Below are 26,160 nucleotides of genomic sequence, written 5' to 3'. Positions count from 1 at the left end.
GAGCTACAGACCCTCCTCGCGACATGGACCGGCGTCTGCCCCACCTGCCACCGCGGCATAACCACACCAGCCCCCACCTGACCAAGCACTACTAGGAACCTGCAGGTCCTGTCGCTACCCTCCGCGCATGATTCCCACGGTTGTCTGGGGCACCGGCAACGTCGGGCGGTTGGCCATCCGTGCCGTGGCGGCCCATCCGGCACTGGAACTGGCCGCCGTCATCGTCCACCATCCCGACAAGGTCGGCCGCGACGCGGGCCGGCTCGGCGAGCTCGGGCACGACACCGGCGTCGTGGCCACCGACGACGTCGAAGCGGTCCTCGCCGCCCGGCCGCGGGCCGTCGTCTACGCGGCGACCGGCGACATCCGGCCCGACGGGGCGCTCGCCGACATCACCCGGGCCGTCCGCGCCGGGGCGGTCGTCGTCAGCCCGGCCCTCTATCCGCTCTACGACCACCGCAGCGCCCCGCCGGAGTTCCGCGATCCGGTCGCGGCCGCCGTCGCGGAGGGCGGCGGCTCCCTGTTCGCCTCCGGCGTCGACCCCGGCTGGGGCAACGACGTGCTCCCGCTCCTGCTCAGCGGACTCGGCACCCGGATCGACGCCATCCGCTGCCAGGAGATCTTCGACTACTCCACCTACGACCAGCCCGACTCGGTCCGCGACCTCGTCGGCATGGGGCGACCCCTGGACCAGCTGCCGATGATGCTCGCCCCGACCGTCCCCACCCTGGTGTGGGGCGGGCAGATCCGCATGATGGCCCGGGCCCTCGGCGTCGAGGTCGACGAGATCCGCGAGACCGTCGACCGCCGCCCCCTCGAACGGACCGTCACCACCCGGACCATGGGCGTCTTCGAGGCCGGCACCCAGGGCGCCGTCCGCTTCGAGGTCCAGGGCATCGTCGACGGCGAACCCCGCCTCGTCATCGAACACGTCACCCGCATCCACGCGTCCTGCGCCCCCGACTGGCCCGTGCCACCGGACGGGGGCGACGGCGCCCACCGGGTGATCATCGAGGGCCGCCCGCACATCGAGGTCACCGTCGAGGCGGCCGACGAGGGCGGCAACCGCTCCGCGGGCGGCAACGCCACGGCCGTCGGCCGCCTGGTCGGCGCCATCGACTGGCTGGTGGAGGCCCCGCCAGGCCTCTACGACGCGCTCGACGTCCCGCTGCGCCCCGCCGTCGGCCGACTCGGAAGGACCGGAAGGAAACAGCCATGACCAGCATGAGGATCGACATACCCGAAGGGCAGCACCCGATCGAGTACGTCTGGGGCGACATGGTCCCCGGGATCGGCGCGGCCGCCGCGAACTTCTCGCTGTCCGTGTACGCCCACACCACCCTCGGCCTGCGCGAGTTCGAGGCCGCGCGGCTGCGCGTCGCCCAGATCAACGGCTGCGTCTTCTGCCTGGACTGGCGTACCGAGCGCGAGGGGCAGAAGGTCGAGGAGGAGTTCGCCGACGCGGTCGCCGCATGGCGCACCACCGACCGCTTCGACGAGCGGACCCGCCTGGCCGCGGAGTACGCCGAGCGCTACACCCTCGACCACCACCACCTCGACGACGCGTTCTGGGAGCGGATGACCGCCCGCTACAGCCAACTCGAGATCGTGGAGCTGACCATGAGCATCGGATCCTGGCTGGCGTTCGGCCGGCTCAACCACGTGCTCGGCCTCGACACCGTGTGCGTGCTGCCGGGGCACTGAGGCAGGGCCGCGGGGACCGGGCGCGCCGGCAGCGCCAACGGGGCCGGCCGGTGCGTCCGGCGGCCCCGGGGTGCCCGCGCGGCGTGGCCTCGCGCGGTGCCGCGCCTACAGGTCGGTGGCGATGATCTTCTCGATGTTGCGCTCGGCGAGGGCCGTGATCGTGACGAACGGGTTGACGCTCGTGTTGCCGGGGATCAGCGCGCCGTCGATCACGTACAGGCCCGGATGGCCGTGCAGACGGCCGTGGTTGTCGGTGGCCCGGTCCAGCACCGCGCCGCCGAGCGGGTGGTAGGTGAGGTGGTCGCCCCACACCTTGTTGGTGCCGAAGAGGTCGCTCCGGTAGATCGTCCCCTCCTTCGCGTTGATCCGGTCGAAGATGGTCCTGGCCATGTCGATGGACGGCTGCTTCCACGCCGTCTGCCAGTTCAGCCGGACGGTGCCCGAGGCCGCGTCGTAGGTGAACTCGGCGCGGTTCGGGTTCTTCGTGATCGACAGGTAGAAGGAGGCGTACGTCTCGATGCCGGTCGGCAGCGGTGCCACCTCGGCGAACGCGCCGCCCGCGTCCCAGTTGTCGATGCCGCCGCAGGGGATCGACGCCTGGACCTTGCCGGTGGGGTCCCAGATGTGGTTGGCGCGGCCGCACATGACGTTGCCGTTGTCGCCCCAGCCCTTGCCGATCTCGCCGTTGAGGCCGGGCAGGGCGCCGGTCGCCTTCAGCCGGACGAGCAGTTTGCTCGTGCCGACGCTGCCCGCCGCGAAGAACACCCGGTCGGCGGTGACGGTCTTGGTGGCGGTGGTGTCGCCGGAGGTGTTGATCTGGTCGATGACGACGCTGTAGCCGCCGCCGGCCGCGGGGGAGACCGAGGTGACCTTGTGCAGCGGGGAGATGGTGACCCGGCCCGTGGCCCGGGCCTCGGCGAGGTAGGTCTTCTGGAGCGACTTCTTGCCGTGGTTGTTGCCGTAGAGGATCTCCCCGGCGACCGCCGACTTCGGGACGGTGCCGGCCGCCTCCTGCTTCATGTAGTCCCAGTCGTAGACGTCGGGGACGAAGACGAACGGGAACCCGGAGCGCTGGGCGTGCTTGCGGCCGACGCGGGCGAACTGGTAGCAGTCGACCGTGTCGAACCAGGCAGGGTCCACCAGGCCCACGCCGAGCCCGGCATTGGCCCGCGGGTAGTACGTGGAGTACATCTCCTCGGTGTTCACCGACGGCAGGATCGCGGCGAAGTCGGACCGCTTCGGGGTGACCGCCATGCCGCCGTTGACGAGCGAGCCGCCCCCGACGCCGCGGCCCTGGTAGACGATGATCCCGCCCATCTCCTCGGCGTCGAGGATGCCGGTGTAGCGCGGGATCTCCCTGTCGATGGGGAAGCCGAGGAAGTTGCTCAGCGGCTGTTTGGTCTTGGTCCGCAGCCAGTAGGAGCGCTGGTCGGGGCTGGTGGTGTTGCAGAAGACGTTCCCGTCCGGGCCGGGCGTGTCCCAGGCCATGCCCATCTCGACCATGTGGACGTCGACGCCCGCCTGGGCGAGGCGCAGTGCGGCGACCGAGCCGCCGTAGCCGGTGCCGATCACCAGGACCGGCACGCGTGCTCCGGATTCGATGGGACCGGCCGCCGGGGCGGTGGCCGCGGCGGCTGCGGGGCCCCGGGTCCGGGCGTGGGCGGCGGTGGCCTGCCCGGGGAGGACGGCAGCCCCGAGAAGAGAACCCGTTCCAGTGATGAACCCGCGGCGCGATATCCCGTGCGGACCGTTGCCGCACTGGCCTTTGTCGCTCATGTGACGTTCCTCACTCTCGAAGGAATGGGAACGAGTTCTACTGCTGCCCGCGCATGAAGTCACTACATACGTCTAGGTAACTTCCGGCCCTTCACGGGCCGCGCGGAACCGGACCCGGACGTCCCGCCCGCCCGGGGCCAGCAGCGGGGACACCGCGGCGGAGGCGCACCGGGCGGAGGCGGATTCCGGCCGCCGCGGCGCTGAGCAGGCCGGTGCCCCGGCCGCCGGCGCGCGTCGAGGAGCCGCAGCCGCCGGTCGCCGGCGGGCGGCAGGGCGCCGGGGGCGGTGAACCGGCAGCCCGCGCGCACCGGCAGCGTCCACGGAACCTTCACGCCGTGGCCGGGGCTGCCCCGCGTACCCACGGGCCCTCGCCCGCCTCCGCGTCCGGGCCGCCCGGGCTATCCGGTCTCCCGCGGGGCGGCGCGCCCGCCGGGCCGTTCCAGCGGGGGAGCGGTCACCGCGCAGTGGGTGCGGCACTGCGGATGGCACGCCGCGGGCTGCGGCCTGCGTACGGTCGCCCAGGCCACGACGGCGCCGACCACCAGCGCCCCCGCGCACCAGAGCATCGCCCGCTCGAACGCGGCGTCGAACTCGGGCGCCGACAGGTACGCCTCCGGCCCCATCCCGGCCAGCAGCGGCAGGGCCGCAACCGCCAGCAGCCCCGCCGCCCGCGCGGCCGCGTTGTTGATGCCGCTGGCCAGGCCCGCGCGCCCCGGGTCCACGGAGGCCAGCACGGCCTCGGTCAGCGGCGCCACCAGCGTGGCCATGCCCAGCCCGAGCACGACGAGGGCCGGCAGCACGTCCTGTACGTACGAGGCGCCGGGCCCCACGCGCAGCATCAGCACCAGCCCGCCCGCGCACAGCAGCGGCCCCACCGTCAGCGGGATCCGCGGCCCGATCCGCTCCCCGAGCGCCCCCGAACGGGCCGACAGCAGCAGCATCAGCACGGTCGTGGGGAGCAGCGCGGCCCCCGAGGCCACCGCCGAGTACCCGCAGACCACCTGGAGCTGGAGCACCACGAGGAAGAAGAACCCGCCGAAGGCCGCGTACACGAACAAGGTGACCAGGTTGACCGCGGTGAACTGCCGGGACGCGAAGATCTCGGGCGGCACCATCGGAGCGGGCCGCCGCCGCTCGACGTACACGAACACCGCCGACAGCAGCACCCCGCCGACGGCCGCGACGACCACCGCCGGCGACCCGGACCGCGCCTCGATCAGCGCGTACGTCAGCAGGGCGAGGGCCGCCGCGCCGAGCACCGCGCCGAGCACGTCGAACCGGCCGCGCGCCGACGGGTCCCGCGATTCCGGTACGTGCCGCAGCGCGACCGGCACGCACACCGCGGCCACCGGCACGTTCAGCAGGAACACCCAGCGCCAGCCGGGCCCGTCCACCAGCCACCCGCCGAGGAACGGCCCCACGGCCGCGCCCACACCGCCGAACCCCGACCACAGCCCGACGGCGCGACCCCGGTCCCCGGCGGCGATGGAGCCCTGGATCAGCGCGAGCGAGCCCGGTGTCAGCAGGGCCCCGCCGACGCCCTGGAGGGCGCGGGCGGCGATCAGGATGCCCGCGTTCGGTGCGATCCCGCACAGCAGCGACCCGGCCGCGAACCACACCACGCCCAGCACGAACACCCGGCGCCGGCCGAACCGGTCACCGAGCGCCCCGCCCACGAGGATCAGCCCCGCCAGCGTCAGCAGGTAGGCGTTGACGGTCCACTGGAGCACGGCCAGATCCGCCCCGAGGTCCCGGCCCATCCGGGGGAGCGCGACGTTGACGACGGTGGAGTCGAGCAGCGCCATGCTCGATCCGAGCACCGTGGTCAGCACGATCCACCGGCCCTGGGCGGTGGCGAGCGCGACGCCCGGCGCGGACGGCTCCTGCGCAGGCGCCGGCTCCGGGGGCGCGGGACCGGTCATGCCCCCAGGCTGGCCCGCCGGGCCGGAAAGAGCCACCCGGGGCGCCGGGTGTCGGTTGCCGTGTGCCCGGGCGGGCCCGCGTGCCGCGCCGACGGTGACTCATGAGGCGCTCTTGTAGTGGGCATGACGCTTCCTTCACCATGACCGCGCACATCGCGCACATCCCGCACATCACCCACGCCTTATCCGCACGATCTGCACACGGCGTACGAGGAGACCACACGTGGCCCAACGCACCCCACGACGATCCCGGCGGCCCTTACGCACGGCGCTCGCCGCCCTGACGACCCTGCTGCTCCTCCCCCTCGGCGCCGGCGCCGCAGCCGCCGCCCCCGACCCCGGACCCGCGCCCGGAGCGGCCGAGCGCAAGATCGAGCCCACCCTCCGCGCCCAGCTCGACGGCTCCGCCAAGGCCGTCTTCTGGGTCTACCTCGACAGCGCTGCCGACCTGAGCGCGGCGCAGCGGCAGCAGACCCGCGCCGCCAAGGCCGAAACGGTCCTGCGGACCAAGCAGGAGCACGCCGCCCGCACCCAGGCCGACGTGATCAAGGCCCTGGACGGTGCCCAGGCCGAGTACACCTCGTACTGGATCGTCAACGCGATCCGCGTCGTCGGCACCGAGAAGCTCGCCGGCACCCTCGCCCGCCGCCCCGAGGTGGCCCGTATCGACGCCGACGACAAGGTCGCCCTCCCCAGGCCCGCCGAGGGCAAGCGGGAGCAGACCGCGGCCGACGCCGTCGAATGGAACATCGACCGGATCAAGGCCCCCCAGGTGTGGGACCAGCTCGGCGTGCGCGGCGAGGGCATCGTCGTGGCGAACATCGACAGCGGCGTCGACGTCACCCACCCCGCCGTCAACCGCCAGTACCGCGGCAGGAACGCGGACGGCACCTACGACCACAACCACAACTGGTTCGACCCCGCCGGCATCTGCCCCACCGCCGCGCCCTGCGACAACAACGACCACGGCACCCACACCATGGGCACGATGGTCGGCGACGACGGCGGCGCCAACCGCATCGGCGTGGCTCCCGGCGCCCGCTGGATCGCCGCCAAGGGCTGCGAGACCAACTCCTGCTCCGAGGCCTCCCTCCTCGCCGCCGGCCAGTGGATCATCGCCCCGACCGACCTCGCCGGCCACGATCCGCGCCCCGACCTCGCACCGCACATCGTCAACAACTCCTGGGGCAGCGCGGCCCACGACGACTGGTACCGGCAGATCGTCGACGCCTGGCGCGCCGCCGGCATCTTCCCGGCCTTCTCCAACGGCAACGCCGGCCCCGGCTGCGCCACCAGCGGCTCGCCCGGCGACTACGCGGCCTCCTACAGCTCCGGCGCCTTCGACGTGGGCGGCGCCATCGCCTCCTTCTCCTCGCGCGGCGCGGGCCCCGGCGGCATCGTCAAACCGAACATCGCCGCGCCCGGCGTGAACGTCCGCTCCTCCGTCCCCGGCGGCGCCTACGCGGCCTTCTCCGGCACCTCCATGGCCTCCCCGCACACCGCGGCCTCCGTCGCCCTGCTCTGGTCGGCCGCGCCCGCCCTCGAAGGCGACATCGCCCAGACCGAGGCGCTGCTGAACGGCACCGCCCAGGACACCGACAACGGCCAGTGCGGCGGCACCGCCGCGAACAACAACGTCTTCGGCGAGGGCAAGCTCGACGTCCTCGCCGCCGCCACCGCCGCCCCCCGCGGCGCGACCGGCCAACTGGGCGGCACCGTCCGCTCCGGCGGAGCCCCCGTCGCCGGAGCCAAGGTCACCGCCGCCGGACCGATCAGCCGCACGGCGACCACCGCGGCCGACGGCACCTACACCTTCCGCTCCCTGTCGGTCGGCACCTACACCCTGACGGCCGCCAAATTCGGCTACGGCCAGGAGACCGCCACCGTCACCGTCACCGAGAACGCCACCGCCACCGGCGACCTCACCCTCACCCAGGCCCCCTCCGGCAAGCTCACCGGCACCGTCACCACCCCGGCCGGACCCGCCGCCGGCGCCGCCGTCTCCATCGCCGACACCCCCGTCACCGCGACCGCCGACGACCAGGGCCGCTTCGAGGTCACCCTGCCGCACGGCACGTACGAGGTACGGGCCACGCACCCCTCCCGGTGCCTCACCGGCGGCAGCGCCCGCACGACCGTCGCCGGCGACTCCACCGTCGCCGTCGCCCTGCCCGAACGCACCGACGGCTACGGCTACGCCTGCTCCACCGCGAGCGGCCGCCCCTACCAGGCCGGCGACCGGCAGCTCGCGCTGACCGGCGACAACACCACCGAGCGCGTCGACCTGCCGTTCCCGCTGCCGCTGTACGGGAAGACGTACGCGCAGGCCTGGATCGGCACCAACGGAACGGTCAGCTTCGGCGGCCCGCACACCGGCGACACCAACGGCGACCTCCCGAGCACGGCCACGCCCAACGCGGCCCTCTACCCCTTCTGGGACGACCTCGTCGTCGGACCGGCCGGCAGCGGCTCGGGCGTGTTCACCGCCGTGACCGGGACCGCCCCTCACCGCAGTTACGTCATCGAGTGGCGCAAGGTGGCCCACTGGTCGGCCCAGGCCGACCCGTTCTCCTTCTCGGCCGCGATCGGCGAGGACGGCTCCGTCACGTACGCCTACAAGGGCACCGGCGGCACCGGCCTCAAGGGCGGGTCCTCCGCCACCGTCGGCGTGGAGAACGCCACCGGCACCGACGCCTTCGCCTACTCCTTCAACACCCCCGCGATCACCGACGGCCTGGCCCTCTCCTTCCGCACCACCAGGAGCGGCGTCGTCGCGGGCCGCGTGCTCGACGCCAACGACGGCAACGGCGTGGCCGGGGCCAGCGTGACCGTCGGCACCGGCGCCGACGCCGTCACGGCCACCACCGCCGCCGACGGCAGCTACGCCCTGCAGGCCGGCTCCGGCCGCAGCACCGTCACGGTCCTGGCCGACGCGTACGAGGGCGTCACCGAGGCGCTCGCGGTGGAGCAGGCCGGGGTCACCGGGCACACGCGGTCCCTGCGCACGGCCCGGGTGACACCGTCCCGGCCGGCCGTGGAGATCGTCCTCCCGGCCGACCAGAAACGCACCCGCACCCTGGACCTCACCAACACCGGCACCCTGGACACCTCGTTCACGGTGGCCGAGGACGCCCCGTGGCTGACCGCCACCCCCGAGAGCGGGAACCTCCCGATCGGCGGCAAGGCCGGCGTCGTGCTGGGGGTCGACACGACGGGGCTGGCCGCCGGGTCCGTCCTCACGGCGAACCTGCGGATCACCTCGGTCAGCGGTCGCACCCCGGTCCTCGCCGTGCCCGTGAAGATCGTGGTCCCGCGCTACCAGGTCGCCCTCGATGCGGGCTCCGACCGCCCGGGCACCGACGCGCTGGGCGACGGCTGGTCCCCGGACCGCAAGTACACGGCCGGCTCGTACGGCTACCAGGGCAGCTCCTCGGTCCGCTCCACCGGCCGCACCATCGCCGGCACGGACGAGCAGAGCCTGTTCCGCAACGCCCGCGAGGGCATGTACGAATACCGCTTCGACAACCTGCCGAACGGGACGTACACCGTGGAACTCGGCTTCGCGGAGCTGTCGTCCACCAAGCCGAACCGCCGCGTCTTCGACGTCCTCGCCGAGGGCACCGAGGTCCTGCCCTCGCTCGACATCTCCCTGGAGGCGGGCACCTACGCCGCGGTGACGCGCAGCTACACGGTCACCGTGACGGACGGCGTCCTCAACATCCGCTTCGTCCAGCACACCGGCTTCGGCAAGCCGCTGCTGAACACCTTGCGGGTGACGGACCGCCCGGACAAGAACCAGCCGGCCCGCTAGCGCTCGGCCGAACGAGAGGAACCAGGGGACGGGGGAACGGCGAACGGGGCGCCCGAGGGTCCTCGCCCTCCCGCCCTCCCGCCCCCGCCCTCGTTCCCTCGGGCCCGGGTGACGGGGTGACCCGGCTGCGCGGCGGCCTGCGGCCGGGGCATTCGGGTGGCGGATGCCGACTCGCTGCGGTGCGCCCGGGACGGCGGGGCGGTGGTGGTTAGCGTGGGGCACCATGACGCTCCGCAGCGACCGCGCCGAGCCCCTCGGCCCCGCCGCCGTGCCGAACCCCGCCGCCCCGCCCGACGCCGGCCCGGCCGGTGCCGCCTGTCTCGCGGGATCCGCCGAGCCGGCCGGTGCGGCCGGGTCCGCCGACTTCGCTCGCACGGCGGACCGGGTCCGTGACGTGCTCCGGGCCGTCGACCCTGAGGCCGTATGGGCGTTCGGGGGACCGGACGGCCTGATCGCCGGTTCGGACCATGGCAATGACACCGGCGACGGCGATGTCATCGTCCACGACGTCGGCGGGCTCTTCGCCGTCCTCGCCCTGTGGCCCGTGATCGGCAGCCTCGTAGCCGAGGAGGTCTTGCGGCTGCACACCCCGCTCACCGTGTACGGGGAGGAGGCGGCCGCCGGCACCCCCGTGGGCACCACCACCCACCACCTCCTCACCCACCCGGGCGGCCGCCGCACGGCGCACACGGCATACGCAGCGCTCACCCGGCTCGCCGAACACCTCGGCGGCGGGCCCCTGGCCGAGCTCGCCGCCACCCGCATCTGGCGGCCCCTCGGCATGACCGGGACCCGCTGCACCGACGGCAGCCTCCACGCCCCCCTCGCCGACCTCGGCCGCTTCTTGGGCGGCCTCCTCGGCCCCTCGGGACAATCCGTCCCCCGCCCCTGGACCGCTGAGTCCCTCCGGATCCGTACCGGTGAACTCACCCCCGCCCGCGGCCTCCTGTGGCAGCCGGGTCCCCACGGCACCTGGACGTACGGCGACACCGCCGCGGTCTGGGTCGCCCCTCGCCCGCGGCGCTGGGCGGTACTCCTCCCGGCCGCGCCACGGGGCCCCCTGCGCACCTCTTTCCGTGAGGCGGTCTTCGCCCCGCCGACCGGCTGACCCCCTGCGCCGTACGGCTCCCGTTGGCGAAGCCGAGGGTCGGCCATTCCAGCCTCGCCGGCGTGCGAGGCGCGGGGTCTGGGGCGGGGCCCCAGGAATCCCGGCTTCGCCGGTACCGGGCTCTGCCCGGACCTGCGCCTCAATCGCCGGCGGGGCTGGAAGTGCCGGACCCCGGCTGCGAAACGGGGCGGTGCGCCGCCCATCCGCCGGCTGGCAGGCGGGAATGACGCGCGCCCGTCTTCGAAGCCGGGGGCCGGCAAATGCAGCCCGCCTCCCGCTGCCGGAGCCGGGGTCGGCACATCCGGCCCGCTTCCCGCTGTCGAAGCCGGGGTTCGGCACATCCAGCCTCGCCGGCGTTTGAGGCGCGGGGTTTGGGGCGGCGCCCCAAGGATCCCGGCTCGCCTGGCACCGGGCTCTGCCCGGACCTGCGCCTCAATCGCCGGCGAGGCTGGAAGTGCCGGGCCACCGTCTAGTGTGCGGCATCCCGTTGCCGGAGCCGGCGAGGCTGAAATGGCCGAGCCACCGTCAAGTGGGTCGGGGGGCGGAGACGCCGGGGCGCGTCGCTCGGACGGGTGTGCCCGGTGTCAGGGTGTGTGGCCCGGCGGGGCCGGGGGACGCGGGGTGTGCCGGCGGTGCTCGGAGCGCGGCCCCTCCAAGATCGACGTACGGTGGGCCCGAAGTCACCGACCGCCGGCCCCGGCCGCGCGGAGGTTCCGGATGCGCATGCCGCACGAGGCGGCCCCCGGCGTGACCGGGCGGCACCCGACGGTGCGCCGCGGAGCCCCGTCGCGGTCACCGGCGGCCCGATCCCAGGGAGGTGGTGCGGGCATGGCCGGTTCCGGTACGACCCGCGCGGCCGTCACGCGCGGCCCGGCGGTGCGGACCGCCGGACGCGCCGAGTCCGTCCGGTTCGCGGCGACCCGGGCGATCCCCTTCTTCGTCCGCGGCGTCCCCGGCGCCCGCCCGGAGTTCTCCGCCGAGACCCTGCGCGCCCTGCGCGACCGCCACGGCGGGGCGCCCGTCCTCGTACGCGGCTTGTCCGGAAGGGTGCTCGTCCTGCTGGACCGGCAGGACCTCGGGCAGTTCTACGCCGAGCCGGCCGCGCCGGATCCCGCCCCCGCGCCCGCACCGCCGTCCTGCGAGGCGCTGCGCACCGTGATCGCCGAGGAGGCCCGGCAGCTGACCGCCTCCTCCTCCCTCGAACTGGTCCGGGTCCGCCACGCCGTGGCCCGGCTGGCCCGGCGGATCGCCCCCGGCGCGCCGGACGCCGACGCCCTCCCCGGCCTCGCGTACGAAGCCGCCGCGCCCGCGGGCCCATTCGGCCGGCTGCGCCGCAGGAGCACGGGCCGCGAGCGGACGGCCGCGGCCGAGGGGCACACCCGGGCCGGGCGCGCCGCCCCGTACGCCGGCCCCGCGGCCCGCACCGAAACCTGGCTGCGGGCCGTGGACACCGTCCCCGGAACCCTCCTGCGCACCCTGCTCCTGCTCGGCACGCACCCCGCCGAGCAGGACGCCGCGGCCGCCGAGGCCGCCGCCTGCACCGCCCCCGGGGAGCTGACGCGGCTGCGGGCCTGCGTCCTGGAGTCCCTGCGGCTCTACCCGGCGGTGCCCGAGCTGGTCCGGGTCACCCGTACCGAGACCGAATGGCGGGGCGTGCGCCACCCGGCCGGCACCTGTGTCCTGCTGCCCGCCCACTTCCACCAGCGCGACCCCTTGCACGTGCCCGCCGCGCACGTCTTCGTACCGGGACGCTGGAAGACGCCCGGCGCGGACGAGGACCTCCGTATGTCCCCGTTCGGCCACGGCCCCGGCCGCTGTCCCGGCGACCGGCTCGGGCTGCTGATCACCACCGCGCTGTGCGCCGAGGTCCTGCGCCGTCGCCGCATCACCGGCGTCCGGCCGGTCCTCGATCCGCCCGGACCGCTGCCCGCGGTGCTCGACCCGCGCGGCATCCGGCTCACCCTCACGCGTCGCTGACGCACACCACGTCGTCGCCGACGCCACCCACCTTCCCCGTCACCGACCTTCCGCGAGGATTCCATGTCCGACGCCGCAACCTCCTCCGCGCCCGCCGATCCGGACGCAGACCTGCTGGGCGCCGTGTGCCGCGAACTCGCCGAGGCCGCCGATGCCGTTGCAGAGGCCGCCCGCTACGCCTCCGAGCTGGCCCTCGGACCGCGCTTCCCGGCCGCCGCCGCGCCCGCGTCGGGCGGGCGGGCGCGTGGGTACCGCAGCCGTGGGCGCCCCGGGCGTCCCCGCCGGCCCGGCCGTCACGCGCGGCGCCGGCTCGCCCGCCGCACGCTGCTGCGCACCCTCACCGACCCGGCCGGCCTCGGCTGGGCCCCGCGCGGCCGCGGTGTCGCCCGGGCCGGCTGGCTCGCCGGGATCCTCACCGGCCGGGAGAGCCTCGCCGTCAGCCTCGCCGTCTGCGGGCTCAAGGCCCGCATCCGCACGGCCGGTCTGGACCGGCCGGAGCTGCTGGCCGACCCGGACTGCGCGGCGATCGCGCGGGCGGTGGCCGAGGACCGGCAGGCCGCGGCCGTGCGGTCGTTCCGGCGGGTGATGCGGGAACAGGGCGCCGAGCGGGCCTTCGCCCTGCTGGCGCCGTCCTTCCCCGACCTCTTCGCGTGGAACGCGCTGACCGACGCGAACCCGTTCAACGACCATGCCGGCTGGCAGGTGGCCACCGGCCGGGCCGTGCCGGCCGCGCCGCTGCTCGGGCTCGGGGCCGCCGTCCGTGCGTTCCTCGACCCGGACCGGGGACAGGGGCGGGGCGGCAAGGGCGCCCCCGCCGCCCCGCAGCGCAGCCACCGCGGGTGCGTCCACACCATGGGTCTGCTCGGGACCGGTGGGCTGCTGCTCGTGCAGCCGTGGCGGAGCCGGTGAGCGCGGCCCCGCGGCTGGAGCCGCCCCGGCCGGACCCCGCCGAGGGCCTGCGGGCCCATGGCGCCACCCTGCAGGCCCATGCGGACCGGCTGCGCGAGGCCGCCGACGAACTGGAGCAGCAGGGGCCGCAGGCCGCCGCCTTCCGCGCCGAGGTCGCCGCCCTCGCCGACCGCTGCGCCACCGCCGCCGACGGCCTGACCCTCGCCGCGGCCCGCCTCCAGGAACGGTGACCCTGCCTTCCGAAGCCGGGTTTTCCGGGGCTCCGCCGGGGTTTCCCGGGGCTCCGCCCCAGACCCCGCGCCTCAATCGCCGGCGAGGCTGAGATTGCCGGCCCTCGGCTCCGCGAGGGGCATGAGTGGGCCGGGACCGGGCCCGCCGAGGCCGGCGCCACCCAGGGCCGGCCATCCGGCGGCATCGACGCCCCGGGCACGCCCCGGCCCGGTCCTTCCAGCCCCGGTGGCTTCAGCGGCGGCGGAGCCAGCCTCCGGCGGTCAGGGACGTCAGGGCCTGGGTCGTGGTGGTTTCGGGGGAGCCGGAGATGCCGACCGTGACGCCCGCCTCGTCCGGCTGGAGCGGCTCCAGGACGGCGAACTGCGAGTCCAGGAGGGACGGCGGCATGAAGTGGCCCGTACGGGCAGACATGCGGCGCTCGATCATCGACCGCTCCCCGGTGAGGTGGACGAACACCGCGTCGGGCGCAGCCGACCGCAGCCGGTCCCGATAGGCCCGCTTGAGCGCGGACGAGGACACCACCGCCCCCTGCCCCGGCGGCCGCCCCCGCAGCCAGTCGCCGATCGCGTCGAGCCACGGCCGCCGGTCGTCGTCGTCCAGCGGGATGCCGGCCGACATCTTGGCGACGTTGGCCGCCGGATGGAAGGCGTCGCCCTCCGCGTACGGGACGCCGAGCGCGTCCGCGAGCAGCCGGCCCACGGTGGTCTTGCCCGTTCCGGTCACGCCCATCACCACCAGCACGCGCCCGCCGCCGCCCAAGTCGTGGTCGTAGTCGAAGTCGTAGCCCGACCCTGTCACTGTGCCCGCCTCATCATCGCCAGTCGCACGTCGTTCGACACGGGCCGCCCCCCAACGCGATGGCAACCCGAGCCGGAACCTTTCCTTCACTACAGTCTGATCATGAAGTTCTTCCGCTCGAAGTCCGCCGAAGCGCCCGACCCCCACCTCACCGCCCTGACCGTCCGACAAGCCGACCACCTGCGCGACCTGGTGGGCCACTGGCACGCCGCGCGGGGCGAACAGGTCACCGTCGCCGGTGACACCCTCCGCGCCGCCGACGGCACCTCCGCCCTGTACAACCTGGCCGAGTTCGTCCGGCGTGCCGACCCGCGCGACTGGCCCCGGATCGTGGACCGCCACTTCACCGCCCTCGCCTCCGCCCGTGCGGCGGCCGAACAGCCGGCCGCCCCCGACGACGTACTGCGCCGGGCCTACCTGCGGCTGATACCCGACGACGCCCTCCCGCCCGAGGCCGCCGCCTCGTTCAGCTACGTGCGCCCCGTCGCGACCGGCCTCGCGGAGGCCCTCGCGCTGGACCTCCCGGACTCGGTGCGGCTCCTCGACGACAAGGACGTCACCGCCATCGGCCTGGACGCGCTGCGCGCCGCCGGGCGCACCAACCTCGTCAACGAGCCCGCCACGTACGAGACCACGGCCACGCCGAGCGGCGGGCAGGTGCACATCCTGTCGGGTGATTCCCTCTTCGTCGCGAGCAAGGCCCTGGTCCTCGACGAGGTCGCCCGATCCGTCACAGGACGGGAACTGCCCGACAACGGAGCCCTGTTCACCGTCCCCAGCCGGGGGTACCTCGTCTTCCACCCGCTGGCGGACCACCACGTCCAGGACGCCGTCAACGACCTGGCCGCCTTCGGCCTCGGCGCGTACCAGGACAACCCCGGCCCCCTCTCGCCCCGCCTGTACTGGTGGCACCGGGGCACCGTGACCTGCCTGACCCGCATCGACGACGCCACCCGGTCCTTCTCGATCGAACCGCCCGAGGAACTCCTCGCCGTCATGCGGCGCCTGGTCGCCTCCGGGCCGGCGGCCTAGGCCGCGGCCCCGGCCCGCCAGCGGGGGGCGTCGTCGTCCGGGGTGTCGGGGCTGCCGAAGTGGAAGGGGACGCCGAGGCGCTCGGCCAGGGCCCGGCCCGCCCGGGCCGCGGCGGCCGCCGACGGGTGGCGGCCGCCGGAGGTCGCCCCTGCGCCGAGGTACCGCACCGCCGTGCCGTGATGGAGGGTGGCGAGGTGGTGCTCCCCGGCGGGGCCGGCCGTGATGGCCAGCAGGACCGTGAACCAGTCGTGCACGGTGTCGCCGTCCCACACCGCCTCCACCGCCACGACCCGGCCGGGGCAGCCGGAGGCCAGGGCGGCCAGCGATTCCACGTCGAGGGGGCTGTCGGGCGTACGGGCGACCCGGTCGCCGTGGTGCAGGAAGCGCTCGTGCACGACCAGCTCGGCGTCCTGCAGCCCGATCCCGCGGGCCCGGCAGGCCTGCCAGACCAGGCGGACCGCCTGCATGCGGGAGTCCTGGAGCACGTACCCGTCGACCTGCTCCCGGATCCCGGCCGGCAGCAGCTCCCACTACTCGGCCGGGGTGATCTCGTTCGTGTTGCCCATGGGGCGCCACCCTAAGCGGCTGCCGGCGCGGCGACCGGCATCACCAGCGTGGTGAAGGTGCCCTGGTCGGCGGAGCGGACCAGGACCGGCCGGGCCGGGGCCGCCGGGATCTCCAGGAGGACGTCCGGTCCTACGGCGGTTTCCAGGGCCGAGGCCAGCACGGCCGGGTCGAAGCCGAGCAGCACCGGCTCGGCCTCCTCCCGTACGGCGGCCAGCTCGGCGGCGGCCCCCGGCCCCCGGTCGGCGGCGGCCACGAGCAGCCGGTCGCGCCCCAGCTCCACCCGTACGGCGGTGGTGTCGCCGCACGCGCCCAGGGCGGCGATCAGCGCGAGCCGGTCGACGACCACCCGGTGGGCCGGAGCGTCGAGGGCCGCGAGCATCTCCCGGTACGCGGGGTACTCGCCCTCGAAGAGAGGGACCTCGCGCGTACCGCCGGGATGCCGGACCGTCAGACACGGCCGCACGCCCGGATCCACGGGCACCGCCACCGTCACCTCGGCGGCCCGGGCCGCCCAGGCACCCAGGTCCACCAGGGCGTCGGCCCCGATCAGGAACCGGCCCGCAGGGCCGGCCGCGGCCGAGGACTTCAGGGTGCGCAGCGAGAACCGGTAGCGGTCGGTGGCCGCGAAGCGGACCTCGTCCCCGTCGAACTCCACCAGCACGCAGCCCAGCACCGGATGCCCCGGATCGCGCCCGGCGGTCGGCGCGACCTGCCGGGCGGCGCTCGCCAGTTCGGCCCCGCCCACCGTGAACTCGGCGGTGTCCGGCCCGTCCGGCAGCCCGCCCAGCACCGCCCGGATCGCCGCATCGGCGGCCCGACCCCGCTCCCGGACCGCCGCCCGGTGCCGTTCGAGCACCTCCCGCGCCCGCCCGGGCGGGCCGTCGAGCACGGCGACCACGTCGGCCAGCGCCAGCCCGGCCGCGCGCAGGTCCCGCAGCAGTGCGGCGCGCGGCTCCTGCCCGGCGGCGTAGTAGCGGTAGCCGGTCGCCGCGTCCACGTGGGCGGGACGCAGGACGCGGCAGTCGTCGTAGAAGCGCAGGGCGCTCGGTGCGAGGCCGATCAGCCGGGCGAAGGCACTGATGCCCATCAGGTTCCCCGCCGCGGCGGGAGGGGTGTTCTGGGTGTTCGTGTTCTGCCTGTTCGTGTTCCGGGTGTTCTCCATGGCGGCGATTGTCGACTTTCACGCCGCTTGAAGGTCAAGTGACGGTCAGCCGGTGGTCGCCCCGGCAGCCGTCCCGCTCTCTCCCGCGGTGCGTCGCGAGGTGGTCTGCTGGACCGACCAGCGGTTGCCGTCGGGGTCGGCGAAGTAGACGAACGAGCCCCACGGCATGTCCTGGATGCCGGTCACCTCGACGCCCCGCGCCTTGAGCTCCGCGTACGCCTCCTCGATGTCCGTGACGACGACCTGGAGGTTGTCCAGCGATCCCGGGGCCATCCGGGTGAGTCCCCTGCCCAGGGCGATCGAGCACGCGGATCCGGGCGGGGTCAGCTGGACGAAGCGGATGTCCTCGCTCACGGTGACGTCGTGGTCGGCGTGGAAGCCGACCCGCTCGTAGAAGGCCTTGGCGCGGTCGACGTCGCTGACGGGGACGGCGACCAGCTCCAGCTTGATGTCCATCGGTGGCTCCACGTACTCGGTCAGGGGGCTTTCCGGCATCATGCGCCCGCGGCCGGTACGGCGCCGTTCGGTGCGCCAGCCTCCGGGGCGGCGTCCGGAGTCCGCCTGGCCTGGGCGAACTGGGTCCGGTACAGCTCCTCGTACCGCCCGCCCGCGGCCAGTAGCGCGGTGTGCGTGCCGCGCTCCACGATCCTGCCGTTCTCGACGACGAGGATCAGGTCGGCCGCCTGCACCGTCGACAGCCGGTGCGCGATGACGACCGCGGTCCGCCCCGCCAGGGCCTCGCCGAGCGCCTCCTGCACCGCCGCCTCGGAGGTGGAGTCCAGGTGGGCGGTCGCCTCGTCCAGGATCACCACGCGCTGGCGGGCCAGCAGCAGCCGGGCGATGGTCAGCCGCTGCCGCTCACCGCCCGAGAGGCGGTAGCCGCGTTCGCCGACGACGGTGTCCAGGCCGTCGGGCAGCGAGGCGACGAGCCCCTCCAGCCGGGCCCGGCGCAGGGCCTCCCAGAGCTCCTCCTCGCTCGCCCCGGGCCGGGCCAGCAGCAGGTTCGCCCGTACCGATTCGTGGAACAGGTGGCCGTCCTGGGTGACCATGCCGAGCGTGTCGCGGATCGAGTCGGCCGTCAGGTCGCGTACGTCGACCCCGCCCAGGCGGACCGCGCCCGCATCGGCGTCGTACAGGCGGGGCAGCAGCTGGGCGATGGTCGACTTCCCGGCGCCGGAGGAGCCGACCAGGGCGACCACCTGCCCGGGCTCGGCCCGGAACGACACCTCGTGCAGCACCTGCGTGCCGCCGCGGGCGTCGAGGGTGGCGACCTCCTCCAGCGAGGCGAGCGAGACCTTGTCGGGGGCGGGGTAGCCGAAGGAGACCCGGTCGAACTCGACGGAGACCGGCCCCTCCGGGACCCGGCGGGCGTCGGGCTTCTGCGCGATGAGCGGCTTGAGGTCGAGGATCTCGAAGACCCGCTCGAAGCTGACGAGGGCGCTCATCACCTCGACGCGGGCGCCGGCGAGGGCGGTCAGCGGGGCGTACAGCCGGGTCAGGAGCAGGGCCAGGGCGACGACGTTGCCGGCGTCCAGGGTCCCGCGCAGGGCGTAGTACCCGCCGAGCCCGTAGACGAGGGCGAGGGCGAGCGCGGAGACCAGGGTGAGCGCGGTGATGAACGCCGACTGGGCCATGGCGGTACGGATGCCGATGTCGCGGACCCGGCCCGCCCGGGCCGCGAACTCGGCGGACTCGTCGGCGGGCCGCCCGAACAGCTTGACCAGGGTGGCGCCGGGCGCGGAGAACCGCTCCGTCATCTGTGTGCCCATGGCGGCGTTGAGCGCGGCCGCCTCCCGCTGGAGCGCCGCCATCCGTGCGCCCATGCGGCGGGCCGGCAGGACGAACACCGGCAGCAGGACCAGGGCGAGCAGGGTGATCTGCCAGGAGATGCCGAGCATCACGGCCAGCGTCAGCAGCAGGGTCACGGTGTTGGCGACGACGCCCGAGAGGGTGTTGCTGAAAGCCCGCTGGGCCCCGATCACGTCGTTGTTGAGCCGGCTGACCAGGGCGCCGGTCCGGGTGCGGGTGAAGAAGGCGACGGGCATCCGCTGCACGTGGTCGAAGACGGCCTTGCGCAGGTCCAGGATCAGACCCTCGCCGAGGGTGGCGGACAGCTTGCGGGTCAGCAGCCCCAGCCCGGCCTCGGCGACCGCGATGCCCGCGATGAGCAGGGCGAGGCGGACGACGGTGGAGCTCGCGCGGCCGTCGACGATCGCGGTGACGACCCGGCTGGCGAGGACCGGGGTGGCCACCGCCAGCAGGGCGGTCACGATGCTGAGCAGCAGGAAGAACGCCAGCTCCCGCCGGTGCGGGCGGGCGAAGGCGGCGACGCGGCGCAGGCTCGCCCGGGAGACCGGGCGCCGCTCCTGCTGGGCGTTGATCGCGCTGTGCAGTGAGGTCCAGGCGGTGACTTCCATGTCCATGGCCGAAACGCTAAGACCTCAACCAATGTCGAGGTCAAGGGGGCGGTGAAGTACCAGCCGTCGGGGAGGTGTTGTCCGAAGCACCGTGCGATAGATTCGGCCGCTCCGGCTCCTCCCACCGGCTGACCCCGACCCCCGCGAAGACAGGCTTTTCGATGAGCGACATCGTCAACGGACTCGGCCGCACCAGCGCCTACGGCGCCCTGGGGCTGGTGCTGCTGGTCCTCGGGATCGTCCTGGTGGACGTGCTGACGCCCGGGAAGCTCCCGAAGCAGATCTGGGAGGAGCGCAACCGCAATGCGGCCGTGACGCTCAGCTCGGCCCTCCTCGGCGTCGGCGGCATCGTGTTCACCTCGATCTGGACCACGTACGAGGACTTCGGCAAGGGCCTGCTGTCCACCGCGGCCTTCGGCCTGCTCGGCCTGGTCCTGATGGCGGTGGCCTTCCTGGTGCTGGACTGGGTGACCCCCGGCCGGCTCGGCGCCATCGTCGTCGACCCCGAGCCGCACCCCGCGGTCTGGGTCACGGCCTCCTGCAACCTGGCGGTGGCCGCGATCGTCGCGGCCTCGATCGCCTGATCCCGGGCCGGGGCCGCAGGCCCTCCCGGCACGCCGTTCACGCCAGGCCCAGGGCGAACACCGCGAACCCCGCCGCGAGCAGCCCCGCGGCCGTCCGCCGCACCGCCGTCGCCCGGGTCCACGGCTCCTCGAACCGCCGCGCGTAGCGGGTTATGCCCACCAGCAGCACCGCGAACACCGGCAGCCACGCCAGCCGCGCCGCAATCCACAGCGGGCCGTCCGGCGCCGTCGTCAGACCCGGCACCGGACCCAGGAAGGAGCCGGGCACGACCGCGGCGAGCATGGCGCTCTGGTGCCAGCACAGGACCGTCATCGCGCAGAGGTTGACCACCACCACCGGCGCCCACAGCAGCGGCCGGGCGAGCAGCCGCGCCAGCCGGTCCCGCAGCAGCACCGCCGCGCCCGACTGCGCCGCGGCCAGTGCCAGTACCAGCAGCGACGGCGGATGCGAGTTGGTCCGCGCCTCACCGGGTACGCCGACCATCGACGCCGGGTAGTGGAACACCAGCAGCAGGACGGCGAACAGCAGGCCCCCGCCCGTCAGCAGCAGCCAGGCCCCGCGCCGCCCGAACCGGCGCTCGCCCCACGCCACGCCCAGCTGGTACGCGAACAGCCACCCCGGCAGGATGTTCACCACCGCCACCCAGGAGGGCACCACGTCGGCGTACGGCCCGTAGCGCAGGAAGTCCACCACCGCCACCGTGGCGAGCAGCGGCGCCGCCGACCATCCGCCGAGGCGGCGCGCCGCCCGTAGGCAGCAGGGCGTCAGCGCGGTGACCACGAGGTACACCCCGACGAACCACAGCGGCTGCACCACCAGCGTCGCCCCGGTCCGCAGCGTGGCCTCCGGCACCCCCGCCGCGTACAGCACCGGCGCGGCCAGCGCCCACACCGCCGTGACCCCGAGCACCGGCCGCCCCAGCCGGGCGGCCCGGCCCTTCAGCCAGGCAGCGGCCGAGCCCTTGCGGCGGTGGTAGGAGAGCACCGAGGCGTACCCGCCGACGAGGAAGAAGATGCCGAGCATCTGCAGCACCCAGCTCGCGGGGGCCAGCGCTCCGAACGAGGACAGCGGGCTCGCGTTGTGCAGGCCGCCGTCGGGGTCCAGGGTGAACCCGCCGAGCAGCCAGTGGCCGGTGGGCACGGCGAGCAGGGCCAGGGCGCGCAGCCCGTCGACGGCCCGGTCCCGATGGGCGGGGGTGCGCGCGTCGATCCGGCCGGCGGTCCGCCGCAGGGCGGTCAGGGGGCGTGCGGCGGCAGCCCCGGTCGGAGCGGTGGGGGCGCTCATCGGGCCTCGCCCTTCGCGATGGCGGCGAAAGCCGCCAGCGACCGCGTGCCCGGGACGAGATAGCCGGTGTGCCCCCGGACGTCGTCGGCGGGGACCCGCCGGGCTCCGAAGCCGGCCGAGACCGGGTCGGCGCCGTGGCCGAGCCCCGCGAACTCCACGTTCGGCACGTCGGCGATCCAGTCGGAGGGCCCGCGGGCCGCCCACACGCGGGCACGGGTGTGCAGGCCGGCGGCCGTGCCGGCGCGCAGGCCGGGGGAGCCGAAGACCACCACATCGGTGGCATCGGTGTTGCGGGCCGCGAGGGCGACCACCACCGAGCCGTAGCTGTGGCCGAACAGCACCGGATCGGGGGCGCCGACCGCGTCGAGCCCCTGCGTGAACCGGGCGAGGCGGACCGCGCCCGCCTCCGCCAGCCGGCCGCCGGCCGCGTCCCACCCCACCCCGACCGGGGTGGTGTAGCCGGTCCACGCCACCACGGCGGTGTCCGCGCCGGCCGCCGCGTGCAGCGACCGGGCCATCCCCGCCGGCCCGGTGTACGGGGCGCGCGGGGCGTCGTAGGAGGCGGCGTCGCTGTCCGAGCCGGGTACCACCACCGCGACGTGCGCCGCCCGCCCCAGGGCCCCGAAGACCTCGGCGACCTGCCCCCGCCCGCGGGGATCGAAGGCGAGGATCTGCCGCTGCGGCGAGGCCAGCGCGGCGAAGCGGGGCTGCCCGCTCGCCAGGACGGCCAGCCGGTTGGCCTCGTACCGCAGAGCCACCGGGGCCCCGTCCAGATTGCCTACGACCTGGGGGTGGAGCCGTACGAGCTCCTGCCGGGCGGCCTCGTCCAGCCCGGCGAAGAACCGGGCCACGTCGTACGCGGACGCGGTCGCCGGATCGGGCAGCCGCCGCCCGGACACCGTGGCGGCCCGCCACTCGGCCGTGCCCGGCGGCGGCCCGGTGACCGCCTCCTGCCCGTCGCCCGCGGCCCATCCCGCGGTCCCCGCCACCACCGCCACCGCCAGTGCGGCCGTGGCCAGTGCCCTCCCCAAGCGGCCCATCCGCCCTCTCCTCTCCTCGTGACGCCGAGGAAGGTAGGAAGGAGGTGCCTGCGCGCACGTCGGACCGGGGAGCCAAGCCCGAAGTCATACCGGGGTAGGGGGTGGAGGAGATCCCGGGGCGGCGCGGGCGGGCGCTGTCCGGGGCGCTGCGGAATTACCGCTCTCCCGCCGGTTCCCCGCTCAGGCGCTGTCGCCCGGCCGGACCAGCCCCGCCTCGTACGCGAAGATCACGGCCTGGGCCCGGTCGCGCAGGTCCAGCTTGGCCAGCACCCGCCCGATGTGCGTCTTCACCGTCTGCTCGGCCACGACGAGCTGCGCGGCGATCTCCTGGTTCGACAGCCCGCGCGCGATCAGCTCCAGCACCTCGGTCTCCCGCGGGGTCAGGCCGTTCAGCCGCAGCGCCGGGTTCCTGCGCGGCGCGGGCCGCTGCTGCACGAAGTCCGCGATCAGCCGCCGCGTCACCGAGGGCGCCAGCAGCGCCTCGCCCGAGGCCACGATCCGGACCGCCGCGATCAGGTCGGCCGGCGGGGCGTCCTTCAGAAGGAACCCGGAGGCGCCGGCGCGCAGCGCCTCGTACACGTAGTCGTCGATGTCGAAGGTGGTCAGCATCAGCACCTTCGGCCGGTGGAGCACGCCGGGCGGCGGGTCGAGGATCTGCCGGGCCGCACTCAGGCCGTCCAGCTCCGGCATCCGCACGTCCATGAGCACCACGTCGGGACGGGCCGACCGGGCGACCTCCACCCCCTGCCGTCCGTCCGGAGCCTCCCCCACCACATCGATGTCGGCCTGCGCGGACAACAGGGCGGCGAACCCCGCCCGCACCATGGCCTGGTCATCGACGATGATCACTCGGATGGTCAACTGGCTTCCTCGGTCGGCGCGTCCAGGGACAGGCGGGCGGCGACCCGGAAGCCGCCGTCGGGCAGCGGACCGGCATCGAGGGTCCCGCCCGTCAACCGTACGCGCTCGCGCATCCCGACCAGCCCGTGCCCCGTGCCGCCCGAGCTCTCCAGCGCCGGAGCCTCGCCCGCGGCAGGGCCGTTGACCACCAGCACGAGCACCTCCCGCTCGTCGTACGTCACCGACACCCGCGTCCGCGCCCCCGGCGCGTGCCGCACCACGTTGGCGAGGGCTTCCTGCACGATCCGGTACACCGACAGGTCCACCGCCGGCGGCGCCGCCTTCTCGGCCCCTGCCGCCAGCGACAACTCCACCGGCTGCCCCGCCCGTACGGTCGCCTCCACCAGCTGCGGGATCCGGCCGATGCCCGGCTGCGGGGCCAGCTCGCCGCCGCCGGCCGCCTGCGCTTCTCCGTTTCCGCCATTGTCCCGGTCCCCGCGCAGCACCGTCAGCAGCCGCCGCATCTCGCCCAGCGACTCCCGGGCACTGGCCGCGATCGCCGCGAACTCCTCGCGGACCGGCTCCGCCATCCCCGGCAGCCGGTACGGCGCCGAATCCGCCTGCACCGTGATCACCGACATGTGGTGCGCCACCACGTCGTGCAGCTCCCGCGCGATCCTCGCCCGCTCCTCCAGCAGGGTGCGCCGGGCCCGCTCGGCGTCGCTGATGCTCTCCTGCTCGGCGATCCGCTGCTGCGCATCGCCGATGCCGCGCAGCGACCCCGTCACGGCGAGGAACGCCCCGCTCAGCACGAACAGCAGGCCGACGGTGTTCGTCACCCCGCCCGGCTCGAAGAACCCCAGCACCGTCCCGACCGCGCCGGTCGCCAGCCACACCCCGACCAGGGTCCGAACGGACTCGCGCAGCCCCAGGCAGATCATCAGCACCAGGTAGCCGACGATGGTCATCGGCGGCCACGGCCAGCTGTGCCCGGCCACCGCATCGGCCCGGAGCAGCACCAGCGCCCCCACTGCGTCCGCGCCGAGCACCAACGCCCATGCGGGCAGCGGGCGGGTCACCGCCAGCAGCAGCGGCACGGTCTGCGCCACACCCAGCGCGCCGGCCCAGCCGCCGCCCGCGCGGTAGTCGTTGGTCAGCACCGTGATCGTCACCGGCACCAGCGTCACCACGAAGACGGCGACGACGGCGTACGGCAGCATCCGCTGCCAGGCCTTCGGCGCCTGCGCGAACAGCGGCTCCCCGGGCCGGGCGGGCGAGCGCAGCACGGCACCGAACCGGCTCAGCGCACGGGCCGCGGGGGCGGGGGCGGTTGTCTCGGGGCGGGATCGGGTTCGGGATCGGGTGCGGCTTCGGGGGCGGCCGGGGGCCGGTGTGGCGGGCTCGTCGCGATCGCTCATGATCGACCAGACTAGGCGCCGGGACGGCAGGCCGGGCCGGCACGGGTAGGCTGCCGGGGTCCGACGCGACGGGGGGAACGGGAAGATGGACGGGGCCGCCGCGCTCGAGAAACTGGTGCCGGTGCTCGCGGCGTTCGGCGGCGGAGTGCTGCTGGCGCGCCGCAAGGTCGTACCCGCCGAGGCCTCCAAGGCCTTCGCCGACTACGCCTTCCTGTTCGCCGTCCCCTGCTACCTCTTCGGCAACATCTACGCGAGCGACCTCGGCGCCCTGTTCGACTGGCGGGCCATCGGCGGCTACACCGCTGCCGCCGCCCTCGCCGTGGCCGTCCTGGTGTGCGCCTCGGCCGCGTACGGCGTACGGGAGCCGCGTGCGGTCGCGCTGCGCGTGATGGCCGGAGTCCAGGTGAACACCGCCTACTTCGCCGTCCCGGTGTTCATCACCGTCTTCGGGACCGCCGCGCCGATCTTCCCCGTCCTGCTCTTCCAGGTCTGCGTCCTGTCCCTCGTCGTCATCGCCATCATGGAACTCGGCCGGGCCGGAGCCGGGGCCGGGAGCCCGGGACAGCGGCTGCGGCGCGCCCTCACCGCCTCGCTCACCACCCCGCTCGTGCTCGCGTGCAACGCCGCGATCCTGCTCAACCTGGTGTCGGTGCACGTGCCGAGGGTGGCGCTGGACGGGGCCGCGTTCGTGGGGGACAGCGCCTCGCCCGTCGCCCTGTTCGCCCTCGGACTCCACCTCGGCCGCCTCGGGCTGGACGTCCGCGGCACCACCCGCGAGGAGTTGGCCCTCATCGGGTTCAAGTGCCTGGCCTTCCCGCTGCTGACGTGGGCGGTGTGCGGGGCGGTCTTCGGGGTGCGGGGGGAGTGGCTGGCGTACCTGGTCCTGATCGCGGCGATGCCGACGCCGCAGAACCTGTTCATCTTCGCCCAGCGGTACGACGTGGGCGTGGACCTTTCCGCCTCCCTCGTGATCAAGAGTTCCGTCGTTTCGCTCCTGCTGATCCCGGTGTGGCTGCAGACTGTTGCCTCATGATCACATCTACGAGGGACACAGCCGCCGGGCCGGCGGCAGGGGCGGCTGCCGGGGCGGGTGTCACGCTGGGACTGCTGGCGGCGTGGGCCGTGCACGACACGGAGGAAGCGCTGACCGTGGGGGCCTGGTCCCGCAAGCGGGTGCCGGTGCTGCGGGCACGGCATCCGCGGGTGCCGGAGCAGATATGGCGGGGCCTGGGGACGGTGGGCGGGCGGGAGTTCACCGCCGCGGCCGCCGTCGTGGGGCTGGTGGTGGGGGCGGCTGCCGCCGACGGGTACCGCACGGGTGGGCGGTCCGCGTTCTACCAGGCCTCGCTGAACGCCTTTGGGTTGCACGGGCTCGTCCACCTCGGCCAGGCGGCCGCCACCCGGGGCTACACCCCCGGCGTGGTCACCTCGCCGCTGCTCGTCGTCCCGTTCACGCTGTGGGCCCGTGGACGGCTCCGCCGCGCGGGGGTGCTGCGCCCGGCCCGGCCGCGGGACGCGGTCGTCGGCCTCGCCCTGGCTGCCGCCACCGCCACCGCCGGCCACGCAGCGTCCCGCCGCC

General features: G+C 74.8%; 22 protein-coding genes. 11 read left to right on the top strand and 11 right to left on the bottom strand.

Going from position 1 to position 26,160, the window contains the following annotated elements:
- The first annotated feature begins 127 nt into the window (after positions 1-127).
- Positions 128-1,219, top strand: coding sequence for a dihydrodipicolinate reductase (locus AB0F11_RS32465; RefSeq protein WP_362181533.1), 1,092 nt, complete (start codon positions 128-130; stop codon positions 1,217-1,219).
- 5 nt (positions 1,220-1,224) lie between these two features.
- A complete protein-coding gene (locus AB0F11_RS32460; protein ID WP_362181539.1) occupies positions 1,225-1,704 on the top strand; it encodes a carboxymuconolactone decarboxylase family protein in 480 nt (159 codons plus the stop codon).
- A 105-nt stretch (positions 1,705-1,809) separates the two neighbouring features.
- On the opposite strand, the gene AB0F11_RS32455 is transcribed toward AB0F11_RS32460, so the two are convergent.
- Both AB0F11_RS32455 and AB0F11_RS32450 read right to left on the bottom strand, forming a co-directional pair.
- The gene (locus tag AB0F11_RS32455) at positions 1,810-3,480 is read right to left on the bottom strand and encodes a GMC oxidoreductase (RefSeq protein ID WP_362181530.1); all 1,671 of its coding nucleotides are present in this window, start codon (positions 3,478-3,480) and stop codon (positions 1,810-1,812) included.
- 398 nt (positions 3,481-3,878) lie between these two features.
- Positions 3,879-5,402 (bottom strand): MFS transporter, encoded by a 1,524-nt coding sequence (locus AB0F11_RS32450; RefSeq protein WP_362181527.1) that lies wholly within the window; start codon positions 5,400-5,402, stop codon positions 3,879-3,881.
- Positions 5,403-5,625: 223 nt separating this feature from the next.
- On the opposite strand from AB0F11_RS32450, the gene AB0F11_RS32445 reads away from it, so the two are divergent.
- The 5 genes from AB0F11_RS32445 to AB0F11_RS32425 all read left to right on the top strand — a co-directional run bounded on the left by AB0F11_RS32445 (position 5,626) and on the right by AB0F11_RS32425 (position 13,437).
- Positions 5,626-9,213 (top strand): S8 family serine peptidase, encoded by a 3,588-nt coding sequence (locus tag AB0F11_RS32445; protein ID WP_362181524.1) that lies wholly within the window; start codon positions 5,626-5,628, stop codon positions 9,211-9,213.
- Between the two features lie 223 nt (positions 9,214-9,436).
- Entirely contained in the window at positions 9,437-10,321 is an 885-nt protein-coding gene (locus AB0F11_RS32440; RefSeq protein WP_362181521.1) for a hypothetical protein, read from the top strand.
- An 828-nt stretch (positions 10,322-11,149) separates the two neighbouring features.
- Positions 11,150-12,298, top strand: coding sequence for a cytochrome P450 (locus AB0F11_RS32435; protein ID WP_362181519.1), 1,149 nt, complete (start codon positions 11,150-11,152; stop codon positions 12,296-12,298).
- A 63-nt stretch (positions 12,299-12,361) separates the two neighbouring features.
- A complete protein-coding gene (locus AB0F11_RS32430) occupies positions 12,362-13,207 on the top strand; it encodes a hypothetical protein (RefSeq protein ID WP_362181516.1) in 846 nt (281 codons plus the stop codon).
- Positions 13,204-13,437: a hypothetical protein gene (locus AB0F11_RS32425; RefSeq protein WP_361918091.1), complete on the top strand. Its 234-nt coding sequence runs from the start codon at positions 13,204-13,206 to the stop codon at positions 13,435-13,437. The genes AB0F11_RS32430 and AB0F11_RS32425 overlap by 4 nt, the downstream gene beginning before the upstream one ends.
- A 232-nt stretch (positions 13,438-13,669) precedes the next feature.
- Here the strand turns inward: AB0F11_RS32425 and AB0F11_RS32420 are convergent, their stop codons facing one another.
- Entirely contained in the window at positions 13,670-14,167 is a 498-nt protein-coding gene (locus AB0F11_RS32420; protein WP_362181536.1) for a gluconokinase, read from the bottom strand.
- Positions 14,168-14,338: 171 nt separating this feature from the next.
- Here AB0F11_RS32420 and AB0F11_RS32415 point away from each other — a divergent pair, with 171 nt between their 5' ends.
- Entirely contained in the window at positions 14,339-15,268 is a 930-nt protein-coding gene (locus AB0F11_RS32415; protein ID WP_362181513.1) for a hypothetical protein, read from the top strand.
- On the opposite strand, the gene AB0F11_RS32410 is transcribed toward AB0F11_RS32415, so the two are convergent.
- From AB0F11_RS32410 to AB0F11_RS32395, 4 genes are all read right to left on the bottom strand, one after another.
- The gene (locus AB0F11_RS32410) at positions 15,265-15,735 is read right to left on the bottom strand and encodes a hypothetical protein (RefSeq protein WP_362181510.1); all 471 of its coding nucleotides are present in this window, start codon (positions 15,733-15,735) and stop codon (positions 15,265-15,267) included. The genes AB0F11_RS32415 and AB0F11_RS32410 overlap by 4 nt on opposite strands.
- Positions 15,736-15,845: 110 nt before the next feature.
- Positions 15,846-16,997 (bottom strand): MerR family transcriptional regulator, encoded by a 1,152-nt coding sequence (locus tag AB0F11_RS32405; RefSeq protein ID WP_362181507.1) that lies wholly within the window; start codon positions 16,995-16,997, stop codon positions 15,846-15,848.
- Between the two features lie 45 nt (positions 16,998-17,042).
- Positions 17,043-17,453 carry a VOC family protein gene (locus AB0F11_RS32400; RefSeq protein WP_362181505.1) on the bottom strand — a complete coding sequence of 137 codons (411 nt, stop codon included), beginning with the start codon at positions 17,451-17,453 and terminating at the stop codon, positions 17,043-17,045.
- A 38-nt stretch (positions 17,454-17,491) separates the two neighbouring features.
- The gene (locus AB0F11_RS32395) at positions 17,492-19,420 is read right to left on the bottom strand and encodes an ABC transporter ATP-binding protein (RefSeq protein ID WP_362181502.1); all 1,929 of its coding nucleotides are present in this window, start codon (positions 19,418-19,420) and stop codon (positions 17,492-17,494) included.
- Positions 19,421-19,575: 155 nt separating this feature from the next.
- Between AB0F11_RS32395 and AB0F11_RS32390 the strand changes: the two genes are divergently transcribed.
- Complete coding sequence (locus AB0F11_RS32390; RefSeq protein ID WP_362181499.1) at positions 19,576-19,998, top strand: DUF350 domain-containing protein; 423 nt, start codon at positions 19,576-19,578, stop codon at positions 19,996-19,998.
- Positions 19,999-20,035: 37 nt separating this feature from the next.
- On the opposite strand, the gene AB0F11_RS32385 is transcribed toward AB0F11_RS32390, so the two are convergent.
- From AB0F11_RS32385 to AB0F11_RS32370, 4 genes are all read right to left on the bottom strand, one after another.
- Entirely contained in the window at positions 20,036-21,283 is a 1,248-nt protein-coding gene (locus AB0F11_RS32385; protein WP_362181498.1) for an acyltransferase, read from the bottom strand.
- On the bottom strand, positions 21,280-22,323 hold the full coding sequence (locus tag AB0F11_RS32380) for an alpha/beta hydrolase (RefSeq protein ID WP_362181495.1): 1,044 nt from the start codon (positions 22,321-22,323) through the stop codon (positions 21,280-21,282). The genes AB0F11_RS32385 and AB0F11_RS32380 overlap by 4 nt, the downstream gene beginning before the upstream one ends.
- A gap of 180 nt (positions 22,324-22,503) precedes the next feature.
- Positions 22,504-23,184, bottom strand: coding sequence for a response regulator transcription factor (locus AB0F11_RS32375; protein WP_362181492.1), 681 nt, complete (start codon positions 23,182-23,184; stop codon positions 22,504-22,506).
- Positions 23,181-24,581, bottom strand: a complete 1,401-nt coding sequence (locus AB0F11_RS32370; protein ID WP_362181490.1) for a sensor histidine kinase — start codon at positions 24,579-24,581, stop codon at positions 23,181-23,183. The genes AB0F11_RS32375 and AB0F11_RS32370 overlap by 4 nt, the downstream gene beginning before the upstream one ends.
- Positions 24,582-24,666: 85 nt before the next feature.
- Here AB0F11_RS32370 and AB0F11_RS32365 point away from each other — a divergent pair, with 85 nt between their 5' ends.
- On the top strand, positions 24,667-25,614 hold the full coding sequence (locus tag AB0F11_RS32365) for an AEC family transporter (protein ID WP_362181487.1): 948 nt from the start codon (positions 24,667-24,669) through the stop codon (positions 25,612-25,614).
- The coding region (locus AB0F11_RS32360; RefSeq protein ID WP_362181484.1) for an HXXEE domain-containing protein at positions 25,611-26,160 on the top strand (550 nt) is incomplete at its 3' end. The genes AB0F11_RS32365 and AB0F11_RS32360, both read left to right, overlap by 4 nt.

This window comes from Streptomyces sp. NPDC032472, assembly GCF_040636955.1.
GTDB lineage: Bacteria > Actinomycetota > Actinomycetes > Streptomycetales > Streptomycetaceae > Streptomyces.
This window is presented reverse-complemented; position numbering and strand designations above follow the sequence as displayed.